14 protein-coding genes are annotated in these 12138 nt (G+C 51.5%); 11 read left to right on the top strand and 3 right to left on the bottom strand.

Going from position 1 to position 12138, the window contains the following annotated elements; genetic code table 11:
• Positions 1-2 precede the first annotated feature (2 nt).
• Positions 3-1079 carry a YheC/YheD family protein gene (locus tag GC56T3_RS15115; protein ID WP_013146247.1) on the bottom strand — a complete coding sequence of 359 codons (1077 nt, stop codon included), beginning with the start codon at positions 1077-1079 and terminating at the stop codon, positions 3-5.
• 126 nt (positions 1080-1205) lie between these two features.
• Here GC56T3_RS15115 and GC56T3_RS15110 point away from each other — a divergent pair, with 126 nt between their 5' ends.
• The 4 genes from GC56T3_RS15110 to GC56T3_RS15095 all read left to right on the top strand — a co-directional run bounded on the left by GC56T3_RS15110 (position 1206) and on the right by GC56T3_RS15095 (position 5487).
• Positions 1206-2339 carry a DUF445 domain-containing protein gene (locus GC56T3_RS15110; protein WP_013146246.1) on the top strand — a complete coding sequence of 378 codons (1134 nt, stop codon included), beginning with the start codon at positions 1206-1208 and terminating at the stop codon, positions 2337-2339.
• A gap of 71 nt (positions 2340-2410) precedes the next feature.
• Positions 2411-2770, top strand: coding sequence for a YlbF family regulator (locus GC56T3_RS15105; protein WP_013146245.1), 360 nt, complete (start codon positions 2411-2413; stop codon positions 2768-2770).
• Positions 2771-2903: 133 nt separating this feature from the next.
• On the top strand, positions 2904-3767 hold the full coding sequence (locus GC56T3_RS15100) for a Cof-type HAD-IIB family hydrolase (RefSeq protein ID WP_013146244.1): 864 nt from the start codon (positions 2904-2906) through the stop codon (positions 3765-3767).
• 214 nt (positions 3768-3981) lie between these two features.
• Entirely contained in the window at positions 3982-5487 is a 1506-nt protein-coding gene (locus GC56T3_RS15095) for a coproporphyrinogen III oxidase (protein WP_041468858.1), read from the top strand.
• A gap of 217 nt (positions 5488-5704) precedes the next feature.
• Here GC56T3_RS15095 and GC56T3_RS15090 read toward each other — a convergent pair whose 3' ends face one another.
• Positions 5705-6067 carry a hypothetical protein gene (locus GC56T3_RS15090; protein WP_015731654.1) on the bottom strand — a complete coding sequence of 121 codons (363 nt, stop codon included), beginning with the start codon at positions 6065-6067 and terminating at the stop codon, positions 5705-5707.
• A 209-nt stretch (positions 6068-6276) separates the two neighbouring features.
• The gene (locus GC56T3_RS15085; RefSeq protein WP_013146241.1) at positions 6277-6462 is read right to left on the bottom strand and encodes a YhzD family protein; all 186 of its coding nucleotides are present in this window, start codon (positions 6460-6462) and stop codon (positions 6277-6279) included.
• 149 nt (positions 6463-6611) lie between these two features.
• On the opposite strand from GC56T3_RS15085, the gene GC56T3_RS15080 reads away from it, so the two are divergent.
• The 7 genes from GC56T3_RS15080 (at position 6612) to GC56T3_RS15050 (ending at position 12104) form a co-directional block, all read left to right on the top strand.
• Complete coding sequence (locus tag GC56T3_RS15080) at positions 6612-7511, top strand: ABC transporter ATP-binding protein (protein ID WP_013146240.1); 900 nt, start codon at positions 6612-6614, stop codon at positions 7509-7511.
• Positions 7504-8733, top strand: coding sequence for an ABC transporter permease (locus GC56T3_RS15075; protein ID WP_013146239.1), 1230 nt, complete (start codon positions 7504-7506; stop codon positions 8731-8733). Before GC56T3_RS15080 ends, GC56T3_RS15075 begins: the two co-directional genes overlap by 8 nt.
• A gap of 118 nt (positions 8734-8851) precedes the next feature.
• Positions 8852-9829, top strand: coding sequence for a 3'-5' exoribonuclease YhaM (gene yhaM, locus GC56T3_RS15070; RefSeq protein WP_013146238.1), 978 nt, complete (start codon positions 8852-8854; stop codon positions 9827-9829).
• 26 nt (positions 9830-9855) lie between these two features.
• Positions 9856-9972, top strand: coding sequence for a hypothetical protein (locus tag GC56T3_RS15065; protein WP_013146237.1), 117 nt, complete (start codon positions 9856-9858; stop codon positions 9970-9972).
• Positions 9973-10083: 111 nt separating this feature from the next.
• Complete coding sequence (locus GC56T3_RS15060; RefSeq protein WP_011230152.1) at positions 10084-10272, top strand: sporulation YhaL family protein; 189 nt, start codon at positions 10084-10086, stop codon at positions 10270-10272.
• A 129-nt stretch (positions 10273-10401) separates the two neighbouring features.
• Positions 10402-11484 carry a 3-phosphoserine/phosphohydroxythreonine transaminase gene (gene serC, locus GC56T3_RS15055; RefSeq protein WP_041468856.1) on the top strand — a complete coding sequence of 361 codons (1083 nt, stop codon included), beginning with the start codon at positions 10402-10404 and terminating at the stop codon, positions 11482-11484.
• Between the two features lie 95 nt (positions 11485-11579).
• Entirely contained in the window at positions 11580-12104 is a 525-nt protein-coding gene (locus GC56T3_RS15050) for a tryptophan transporter (RefSeq protein ID WP_013146235.1), read from the top strand.
• Positions 12105-12138 lie beyond the last annotated feature (34 nt).

Below are 12138 nucleotides of genomic sequence, written 5' to 3'. Positions count from 1 at the left end.
GTTCACTCCTTTTCCTCCATCAATGTCAAACTATAGTCGATGATCGCCTTCGCCGAAGGGCGAACCGATTGGTAGGAAGCGGCCATATCCGTCTGTTTCGACGGCTTCGTATTCACCTCGATGATCCACGGCTGGCCATGGATGTCAATGGCAAGATCAACGCCAAACTCTCCATACAGTCCCTCCGCTTCCGAGGCGAGAACGGCGGCGGATTCCAGTGCGATTTCTTTCAGAAGCTGTTTTTGCTGGAACGCGTCAGCTCTCGTATACCACTTCCGCAAGACATCATTGACCGCCATCAGTTCTCCGCCGCGGGCAAGGTTAGCGACAAACTGATCGGGCGGCGCTACGCGGGCGACGGCGGAAGTGACGCGCCAATCATTGTGGCGGACGCGATGACAAAGCAGGCGAAAATCGACCGGGCGGCCGTCGAGGGTGCGAAGCTCAAGCCCTTGTTGGATGATCATCGGCGTTCGGATTTGTTGCCGCAAAGCGGAAGCTAAAGCGTCCATCGAACGATATACGGACGTTGAAGCGGAAGTGGAATGGCGAAGACAAATTCCGTCGTCCGAATGTTGGAGGCAGAAAATCCCTCGCCCTTGGCTGCCATAGATCGGCTTGAGAAAGACGGATGGGAAAGCGTCAAGGAACGCCTCAAGCGTATGTTGACCGCTCCAGAGCGCCGTTTTCGGCAAGTGCGGGTGCAAGTACTCGTGCCGCTCAAAATGGCAGTGCACTTCCCATTTATGCAAAAAGCGATGGTTGAACATCATCCCGTTTTCTTCGGCAAGCCGGGCGAGCAGCTCGGCAAACAAAGGGGAGCGTTCGAGCTGGCGTGAGTGAAGGCGATTGTAAACGACATCGGCTGGAGGCACGTCCCGCTTGCCCCATCCGCTTTCGGTCCACTGATAGCCGACTCCCTCTAAGTAAAGCGCCGGCGAGGACACGTAAAAAAAGAGACCACGCTTTCTAGCATATGCCGCCAATTCCTCGCAAAAATGATGGATGGATCCAAAGGCAGCCCGTTCACTTGTTTCATTGATTTCCGTCAGCACAGCCATCGTTCGTTGTTTGCTCATCGCAGTCCCTCATTTGCGCATTCGTCAGGCAAGCTCTATAATGAACAATTAGGCAAACGTTTATATCGCCATCGTATGATGACGGACGCCGTTTGGTGACAGCGGCGGGGACGGAAGGAGAAGAGGATGGAAACGTTCGTTTATTTGCTGTTTATGGTGGCGGTCGGGGCGCTCATTGGCGGGGTGACGAATTTTATCGCCATCGTGATGCTGTTTCGCCCATATGAGCCGATGTACGTGTTTGGAAAACGGCTGCCGTTTACGCCGGGATTGATTCCAAAGCGGCGGCGGGAGCTGGCCGAACAGCTCGGGAAAACGGTCGTGGAGCATTTGGTGACGCCGGAAGGATTGCGGCGCAAACTCATGGATCCATCCTTTACGGCCGAGATGGCCGAGTGGGGGCGGGAATGGCTTCGAAAGTGGCTTGCGCGCAAAGAAACGCCGGCTGAGTTGCTTGAACGCCTCGGTATTCGCTCTCCCGCCGAGCGGCTCGAGGCGATGGCGGCCGAGCAAGCTGAGCGAGCGTACGAACGGTGGAGCGAAACGTGGCGTCTGCGGCCGATACGCGATGTATTGCCAGCGGAGTTGAAGCAGACAATGGAAGCGGGCGTCGAAAGTCTAGCGGGTTATTTGGCCGACAGGACGCTTGACTACTTTCGCAGCGAGGAGGGAAAGCAGCAGATTTCCAGCATGATCGAGCGTTTTTTCCAAGAGCGCGGGATGGTTGGAAATATGCTGCAGATGCTGCTTGGCAATGTCCATTTCGTCGATAAGGTGCAGGCGGAGCTCGGTAAATTTTTGCGCCATGCTGGCACAAGAGAGGTGCTCTCCCGCCTTCTTTGGACGGAGTGGAACAAATGGTTGGACTATCCGCTCGCAACCGTGGAAGAGATGATCGGCCGCCGGCGCATCGATGAAGCGGTGCGGTCGGCTGTCCGCCGCTTGGTGCAAAGCGGCGGATGGCTGAACCGTCCGCTTGTCGAACTGCTCGCCCCATACGAACAGCCCTTGTTTGGTCGTCTCATCCCGCAGGCGGCGGAAGCAGCCAGCCGCCTGCTTAGCGGCAAGATTGAGGCAATCGTGGCGCAGCTTGGGCTTGAAGATATCGTCCGTGAACAAGTAGAGTCATTTTCGTTGCAACGGTTGGAAGCGATCATTTTATCGATCGCCCGCCGTGAACTAAAGATGATTACGTATTTGGGCGCCTTGCTTGGCGGGCTGATCGGCGCCGTTCAAGGCGTCATTGGCTTATGGCTGTAGGCTGTGGCATATCGCCGCCAGATGGCGCATACGTTAGAACGTGAACGATATTCGTATAGGAGGCTCTTTTTATGTCTGAACCCCTTCATGCGCTCGCTAGACAGCTTGAGCAGGCGATTCGGGCGAGCGAGCCGTTTCAGCAGCTGAAACGGGCATACGAAGATGTCCGCCGAGATGAAATCGCCTATCGAATGTTCGCGAATGTCCGCGACATCCAGCTTCGGCTCCATGAAAAACAGATGCGCGGGGCGGCCATTTTGCCTGATGAAATCGAACAGGCGCAAAAGGCGATGGCGCTCGCCCAGCAAAACGAGAAACTCGCCCGCCTGATGGCGCTCGAGCAGCAAATGAGCATAACCATTGCCGAGGTTCAGCAAATCGCCATGAAGCCGCTTGAGGAGTTGCACCGTTCATTCATGGAAGGAAGATAGGAAAAACACCCGGTCGGGTGTTCTTTTTTTGTCCGTTTCGTCATAGTCATGAAAATGATAAGGAATGCAAAGCCGCCGCCAGCTTGCTGGCGGCGGCAAGAGAGGTTGAGACGGACAAAAGGGGGAGACAGCCGTGTATAAGCTGTTGGCGCTCAACATTGACGGAACGATTTTAAAAAACAACGGCCGCCTGCCGCGCGAAACGAAAGAGGCGGTCGACTATGTGAAGAAAAAAGGAGTTTATGTTACGTTAATCACGAGCCGCAATTTGCTTTCCGCCCGCAAAGTGGCGAAAGCGCTGCGGCTTGATGGGATGCTCATTGCATTCCAAGGAGCGATGATTGCCAGAACGCTTGATGATAGGCTGTTTGACGCCGTGATCCCTGAGGAGCGGACGTTTAATATCGTGCAAATTTTGGAAAACTTCAACTGCAACATCCGCCTCATGCATGAGCGGTATTCGCTCGGCAATCGGAAGAAAGTGAAGAAAAACCTTGTCGTGCAAACGGTTCTCTCCTCAAGCGACCCGTTTTTCTATCCGACCCAATTTGTCGACTCGCTTGGCGACGTGTTGATGGACGAACCGATCGCTGTGCCGAAAATTGATGTATATTTTGCTACAGACGAAGAGAGGGATGCAACGGCCGCTTTATTGACGAAATCGATTCCGTCCATTGATATGATTATGCAGCCAAACGGAAAAATGGAAATTGTCCCGCAAGGAGTGTCTAAACTAGCGGGGTTGCGCCGGCTGGCTCAACATATCGGCGTATCGTTGAAAGAAACGGTGATGATCGGTGACGGCCTTGACGATTTGCCGGCGATTGAAGCGGCTGGGCTCGGCGTCGCCATGGGGAACGCGCCGCTTGAGGTGAAGCGGGCGGCCGACTGGGTGACGCGTTCGAACGAACAGCTCGGCGTCGCCTACATGGTGAAAGAACATTTCCGCAAACAGCAACGGATCGAGTTTTTGCAAAAACTCAAAACGAAACAGTAAGAAGCTTGAGCGGGGAGCGAACCGTGAGCGGACAACTGGCGCTTGCCGTTTTCACGAAAATCATAAAAATGAGGCCGGAGCGAATGCCCGGCTTTTTTAATCTAGTTGGCCGGGCGGGAGTCATTTCCATAAAGTCGGCGGCAAAGGTGCATTCTTCCGCTTGACGAAGGAAACAGCCGTTCAGTACACTGAAAGAAGTTTGAAAGAAAAGGTGATGAACGTGCGGATCGAAATTCAAGGACTGCCGCATCCGGAACGGTTTCAGCGCCCGCTCGAAGTGATGACCGAGCTGTTCTTCGAAGCGCCGGAGCTGTCGTTCGCGCCGCTTCCCGAGGCCGATATGGCCGCTATGTTTTCCGTCAAGGAAGACGGGTGCATCGCTGTTTCTGGGACGCTTCTCGACAAGACGTCCGGGCGCGTTGAGGAAGCGAGTCATGAATGCAGCACGCCGGCGGATGCTGACGGGAAAACGTACGAAAAACAGCTGAAAAACGCCGTTTTGCATGTCTATTTGACGTTGCTTGAGCGTTCTACCGGCCTCATTCAGCCGTGGGGCGTGCTGACCGGCGTGCGTCCGGTCAAGCTGCTTCATCAGCTTTTGCGCTCAGGCCTTTCGAAAGAAGAGGCGCACCGGAAGCTGGCTGAAGAGTATTTAGTGACAAACGAAAAAATCGAATTAATGCAAGCGATCGTGGATCGTCAGCTCACGGTCGTTCCGGATTTATACGATTTGGCCCACGAAGTGAGCATCTATATCGGCATTCCATTTTGCCCAACGAAATGCGCCTATTGCACATTTCCAGCGTACGCCATCAACGGCCGCCAAGGGTCGGTCGACGCCTTTTTGGCCGGCCTTCATTACGAAATGGAGGCGGTCGGCCGCTTTTTGCGCGAGCGCGGCATCCGCATTACGACGATTTACTACGGCGGCGGGACGCCGACGAGCATTACGGCCGACGAGATGGACCGGCTGTACGCTCATATGTATGACGTATTTCCAGACGTCGACCGCGTCCGCGAAATCACGGTCGAAGCCGGGCGTCCGGATACGATTACGCCGGAGAAGCTCGAAGTGTTGAAAAAGTGGCGGATCGACCGCATCAGCATTAACCCGCAATCCTACATTCAGGAGACGTTAAAAGCGATCGGGCGCCATCATACGGTCGAAGAGACGATCCACAAGTTTCATTTAGCAAGGCAAATGGGTATGAACAACATTAATATGGATTTAATCATCGGACTGCCCGGCGAGGGTCTGGCGGAATTTACGCATACGCTCGCCGAGACGGAGCGGCTCATGCCGGAATCGCTCACCATCCACACGCTGTCATTTAAACGGGCGTCGGAAATGACAAAGAACAAACAAAAGTACAAAGTCGCCAGCCGCGAGGAAGTGCAGGCGATGATGAAGGCGGCCCAAGAATGGACAAAGGAACACGGTTATGTCCCTTACTATTTGTATCGACAAAAAAACATTCTCGGCAACCTTGAAAACGTCGGCTACGCGCTGCCAGGTCAAGAGAGCATATACAACATTATGATCATGGAAGAGCAGCAGTCGATCATCGGCCTTGGCTGCGGGGCATCAAGCAAATTCGTCGATCCGAAAACGCGGAAAATCACCCGCCAGGCGAACCCAAAAGAGCCGAAAGTGTACAACGAGCATTTCGCCGAATATACGGAAGAAAAAATCCATATATTAAAGGGGATATTTGGATGAATGACAAAGGGCTGACCCAAAAAGTTCACTTTTTGGGTCAGCCCCTTTTTTCATTCTGGGGCACAGAGATCAATGCAATGGAAAGATGCTCATCTCTTCGCTTGCGCTGTTTCAGTTATAATTAGATTTTAATGAGAAAATAATCGGAAAATTCGATGATGAACCTAATTGATTTCGATTTTCGATCATCTAATTCCCTAATATCATCAGTGATACACTACTTTTCGGGCCAGATTTGACGATGATGAGACCCATCATCCAACAATATTTGATTGATATGGGCATACTTATTTTTATCAATTTGGATATGAAAGGAACTACCTTTGCTTCCAAAGGAAAATAAGCTACCCTTAATAGTAATAAGAAGGGTTCCATTTTTCTCGCTTATAGAATACCCTTTATATTTCGTTCCGCTTTCAGCGATACTCCCCTTAATGGAAATCATTTTGTCACCCACATTCGCTTCGCTGATCGCAATACTATTTGGACTTAATGCTTTTGAAAAAAACATAAAAACCACTCCAAATATAATCATTAGAGAAATAATAAAGATCGTAAATAAACCCCTTTTTTTCTTCATATTTTTTCCTCCAAACAAGTTATCAATAATAATAATAATCAATATATTCAGAAAGAAGAACTGACCCAAAGGGGCTGACCCAAAAGGGTAATTTCCCTTAACAAAACACAGCATATTGTTCCTTAATGATGTTTTATACCTATATACGGTAATAAGAAAGGGTGTCCCGATCCTTTTGGGACACCTTCTTTGGGGTCAGCCCCTTTGGATTAACGGTGAAATAAAATGAGCTTGCCGCTGGCATTGACGCAACGGTGTGTTTTCTCCCAACAGCCGCGCTCGCGCAGCTTTTGTTCACCGATTTTTTTCGCTTCTTCATCATTGGCTGCTTCAAACGTTTCATCGAGCAATTTTTCTCCATCGCGCTCAAAAGCGGTCAACGTATACATCGGCATGTCACCATCTCCTTTCTCTGAACCATCATTCATTTCTCTTTCATTTAGAGGTTTGATAGGCAAATTCCTGCTTCTGTCTGAAACTTTTTTTGAGACTGCACGTTTTAATAATGTGGGTGGAAAATTTGTTTTACGTTGGGGGAATGTGGATGAGTTTAGAGATCATTGAGGTGACGAAACGGTTTGGTCAGGCGACGGCCGTCGACCATTTGACGTTGACGGTTCCAGAAGGGAAGATGTTCGGATTGCTTGGGGCGAACGGAGCGGGAAAAACGACGACCTTTCGCATGATTTTAGGCCTTCTGCTCCCGACGGAAGGGGTGATCCGTTGGCAAGGCGAACCGATTGATTACTCGAAAAGCCATCTGATCGGCTATTTGCCGGAAGAGCGCGGGTTGTACCCGAAGCTGAAAGTGCAAGAGCAGCTTCTGTATTTAGGGCGGTTGCGCGGAATGAAAAAGACGGATATTCTTCGGGAAATCGACCGCTGGCTCGAGCGCTTCCATATCCGCGATTACGCCAACAAGCGGGTGGAGGAGCTGTCGAAAGGCAACCAGCAAAAAATCCAGTTTATCGCTGCTGTGCTTCATCGACCGAAGCTATTAATCTTGGATGAGCCATTCAGCGGTCTTGATCCGGTGAACGTTGAACTGTTGAAAGAAGCGGTGCTTGATTTAAAACGGAACGGCACGACCATTGTCTTCTCGAGTCATCGGATGGAACATGTGGAAGAGCTGTGCGAACATGTCTGCATTTTGCGCCGCGGCCGCGCGGTGGTGGCTGGAGCGCTGCGTGAACTGAAACGTTCGTTTGGCAAACAAATACTTGTTATTCAAGGGGACGGGCCGTTTGAAGAATTGGCGCGGTTTCCTGGCGTTTTGCAGTGGAAGAGGACGGCGGAAGGGGTGCGGCTGCAAATCGCCAATGAGGAGACGGCACAAGCGATACTCGGCCATATAGCAGGAAAAGTCGCGGTTCGTCTGTTTGCCTTGGAAGAACCGTCTCTGAATGATATCTTTATTGAAAAAGTAGGTGCGGCGTATGAATAAGTTTTTCCTTGTGGCGGGGCATACGTATGGAACGAAGCTGAGGGCGAAAGCATTTCTTGTGACAACCGCCATCACTTGCCTGTTGATCATCGGGGTGGCCAACATTCAGCCGATCATCGAGTTTTTCACCGGTGATGAAAAGACTCATGTCGCGGTCATTGACCGCACGGGATCTTTGTACGGTCCGCTTGAGAAGCAGGTAAGCCATGACCAAATCGCGTTGACGAGAATTACTGATATGGAAAACGAAGCGAAAGAAGCAGTCAAAGAAGGCAAATGGGACGGATTGCTCGTATTGTCCATGGATGCGGAAGGATTGCCGGAAGCGGTGTATTATGCCAATACGATTGTGGACAATCAGACGCCTGAGGAACTCAAACGAGCGCTAAGCCAGCTGAAAACAGCGCTTTCAGCCGCTAAGCTCGGCCTGACGGATGAACAAATGGCTGAGCTTTACAAACCTGTTTCGTTCCAAAAGGTGGCATTGGAAAAAAACGCGAAGACGGAAGAGGAGTTGAACCAAGCGCGCGCTCTTGTTTATGTCCTTCTTTTCGCGATGTATATGTTTGTTTTGATGTATGGAGGAATGATCGCGACGGAGGTGGCGACGGAAAAATCGTCGCGCGTGATGGAAATTTTAGTGTCAAGCGTCCCGCCGGTCCAACAGCTGTTTGGCAAAATCATCGGCGTTGCTCTTGTCAGCTTGACGCAATTTTTCGTTTTTTTCGCCGTCGCTTTCGCCGCGTTAAAAACGAGCGGGCAGGAAGTGTGGCGTTTCCTCGGATTTGACCACCTGCCGGCATCGATATTTGTGTATGCACTCGTTTTTTTCTTGCTCGGTTACCTCTTGTATGCGGTGCTGTTTGCCGTGCTCGGTTCGCTCGTCAGCCGGGTCGAAGATGTGCAGCCGGCGATTACGCCGGTCATGATGTTGGTTGTCGCTGCATTTATGATCGCGATGTTTGGCTTGAATGCGCCAGAGTCGGCGTTCGTGACCGGCGCCTCGTTTGTTCCCTTTTTCGCTCCGATGCTCATGTTTTTGCGCATCGGCCTCGTTTCCGTGCCGGGGTGGGAAGTGGCGCTTTGCCTTGTGCTTTTAGCGGCGACGACTGCCTTGCTGATCTATTTTGGCGCCAAAGTGTATCGAGGCGGTGTGCTGATGTATGGGCGAATGAACATTTTCAAGGATATAAAACGGGCCATTCAGCTAACAAAAAAATAAACAGCGTGACGGGACGTTTGGGCCAATGTTTCCTTGCCGTTTCGGCAAGGCTTTCTTTTTGCCCTCTAACCGTTATGATATACTAGAAAGTACGTACAGAGAAACGGAGGAGAACGAAGTGGCGAAAGGCATCATCCATTATGAGGTTGGGGAACAAGTTGATCTCTTTTTGCTCATCAAATCAGCAACGAAAGGCATCGCCAGCAACGGCAAGCCGTTCTTAACTTTGATTTTGCAAGATAAAAGCGGCGACATTGAAGCCAAACTGTGGGATGTCTCGCCGGATGACGAAGAGCGGTATGTGCCGGAGTGCATCGTCAAAGTGGCGGGAGACATCCATAACTACCGCGGCAAATTGCAGCTGCGCATCCGTTCGATCCGTCCTGCTCATCCGGGCGATGCCGTGCGCATCGATGACTTTTTGGAGAAGGCTCCGCTCGGCCGCGAGGAAATGAAGGCGAAAGTCATGGAATACATATTTGCTATGGAAAATCCAAACATCCAGCGCATTACCCGCTATTTGTTGAAAAAATACGAAAAGGCGTTTTTTGAGTACCCAGCGGCGACGAAAAACCATCATGAATTCATCTCCGGACTGGCGTACCACGTCGTGTCGATGCTCGAGCTCGCCAAGGCGCTCATCCATCTCTATCCGTCGCTCAATAAAGATTTGCTTTATGCCGGCGTCATTTTGCATGACCTTGGCAAAGTGATTGAATTATCCGGTCCGGTATCGGCGGCGTATACGCTTGAAGGAAATTTGCTCGGACACATTTCGATCATGGTGAGCGAGATCAGCAAGGCGGCGGAACAGCTCGGCATTCAAGGTGAAGAAGTTGTCATTTTGCAGCATCTTGTGCTCGCGCATCATGGCAAGGCGGAATGGGGCAGCCCGAAGCCGCCGCTTGTCAAAGAAGCCGAGGTGCTTCATTACATTGACAATTTGGATGCGAAAATTACGATGATCGACCGCGCGCTTGAGAAAGTGAAACCAGGTGAATTCACCGAACGCGTCTTTGCCCTTGACAACCGCTCGTTTTACAAACCGGCGTTTTTGTCTGTTTCAAAGCCAAAAAACGCGGGTAGTAAAGAGTAGGGGGCGGATCAAGGGAGGGATGGATCATGATCGAACCGATCATTGAAATCGTCCCGACGGCTCAGTATGAACAGGCGAAAGAAGAGTTGAACGAGCTGCGCCGACAGTGGAAGAAAACGAAGAAGAAGCGAAACGAAGCATAAGCGTTGTCCCTAAGAAAGAGGCGGCTTTCCCGCCTCTTTCTCCATGCATACTGCCCCCTTGTTGCGCGTATAGTGTACTAAGACAAGACAAGCATACAAGGGGGAATGGCGATGCTCAGTTTGCCTTGGTGGGTGTATTTGGTTGTTGCCGGCATTATTTTCAGCGGCTATATGACCGTAAAAACGGCGGCGCGTGAGCGGGAAATCGACGAAGCATTCATTGAAAAAGAAGGGGAGATTTACATGGAGCGCATCCGAAAGGAGCGCGAGCGGCGGAAACAAGCGAAGTCCTTGCAATAGCAGGGGCTTTCTTTTTTTGGAAGATTTCATTTGAAAGCGTTTTTTTCGAAAAATTCTCTTTCTTTTTTTGCGAATCGTGTTAGGATAATAATATCAATGGACTACCAGGAGGCAAAGTGAGGGATGACAATGAAACGCGCGTACAACTTCAACGCCGGCCCGTCAGCGCTGCCGCTTCCGGTGCTTGAGCGGGCGCAAAAAGAGCTGCTTAATTTTCAAAACACCGGCATGTCGGTTATGGAATTAAGCCACCGAAGCAAGGAATACGAGGCTGTCCATAATGCGGCGAAAGAGCGGCTCAAGCGACTTCTTGGCGTGCCGGACGGATATGACATTTTATTTTTGCAAGGCGGGGCGAGCCTGCAGTTTTCAATGGTGCCGATGAACCTCCTCACGGAAGGGAAAATCGGCTGTTATGTGCTGACCGGGGCGTGGTCGGAGAAAGCGCTGAAAGAAGCGCAAAAAATCGGTTTGACAACGGTCGTCGCTTCGAGCAAAGAAGCGAACTACACATACATTCCGCCGCTTGATGACGTCCAATGGCCGAAAAACGCCGCCTATGTCCATATTACGTCAAACAACACGATCTTTGGCACTCAATGGAAGGAATTTCCTAACACGCCGGTTGACTTGGTCGCGGATATGTCGAGCGATATTTTAAGCCGTCCGTTCGATGTCAGTCAATTTGCCCTCATTTACGCCGGGGCGCAGAAAAATCTCGGCCCGTCAGGAGTCACGGTTGTCATTCTCCGCAACGATTTGCTTGAGCGCATTCCGGACGGGCTGCCGACGATGCTTGATTACCGGACGCACCAGAAGAGCAATTCGCTGTACAACACGCCGCCGACGTTTGCAATTTACATGCTGTCGCTCGTGCTCGAATGGGTCGAAGAGCAAGGCGGTGTGGCGGCGATGGAAGAGCGCAACCAGCAAAAGGCGGCCGTGCTGTATGAGGCGATTGATGAAAGCGGCGGCTTTTACAAACCGCACGCCGAAAAGGGGAGCCGTTCGCTCATGAACGTCACCTTTACGCTTCCAAATGAGGAGCTGACGAAAACGTTCCTCGCCGAGGCGAAAGAACGCGGGTTTGTCGGGCTCGGCGGGCACCGATCGGTCGGCGGCTGCAGGGCGTCGATTTACAACGCGGTGCCGCTTGAGGCGTGCGAAGCGCTCGCGTCGTTCATGAACGAGTTCCGCCGCCGTTTTGCCTGAAAATTTCTTCTTCACTTTTACACTGCAAAGTGATATAATGATAGAAAAATTCTCGAGCAAAAGATATAGACGAGGAGAGATGAGGAGAGATGAGCATGAATGTGAGAGCATTAGTATCGATGGCGCTGTTAGTCGGAATCGGAGCCGTGTTGCACGCGGTCATTCCGGGGTTGTTTTTCGGAATGAAGCCGGATATGATGCTGGCGATGATGTTTTTGGCGATTTTGCTTTTTCCGAACGTCAAAGCGGTCGGCCTTGTCGGCGTCGTCACTGGCTTGATCTCAGCCATGACGACGACGTTCCCGGGCGGACAGCTGCCGAATATGATCGATAAGATCATCACCGCCTTTGTCGTGTTTGCCCTAGCGACTTTGATGAAAGCATACAGCCAAACGGTCATTGGGGCTTCAGTGCTGGCGGCAGTCGGCACGGTCATTTCCGGCGGGGTGTTTTTGGCTGTGGCGCTCTTGCTTGTCGGGTTGCCGGGCGGAGCGACGTTTTCGGCGCTGTTTGTCACCATCGTGCTGCCGACAGCGGCGTTGAACGCAGTGGCGATGGCCATCATCTATCCGATCGCATCGTCGATTTTCCGACGGATGAACGTTACAGCGCACGTGTAGACGGCGAAAAACCCGATCATTGCTGGTCGGGTTT

The organism is Geobacillus sp. C56-T3, assembly GCF_000092445.1.
GTDB classification, from domain to species: Bacteria; Bacillota; Bacilli; order Bacillales; family Anoxybacillaceae; genus Geobacillus; species Geobacillus thermoleovorans.
The sequence above is the reverse complement of the archived record's forward strand: the minus strand, read 5'-3'. Positions and strand labels throughout refer to the sequence as shown.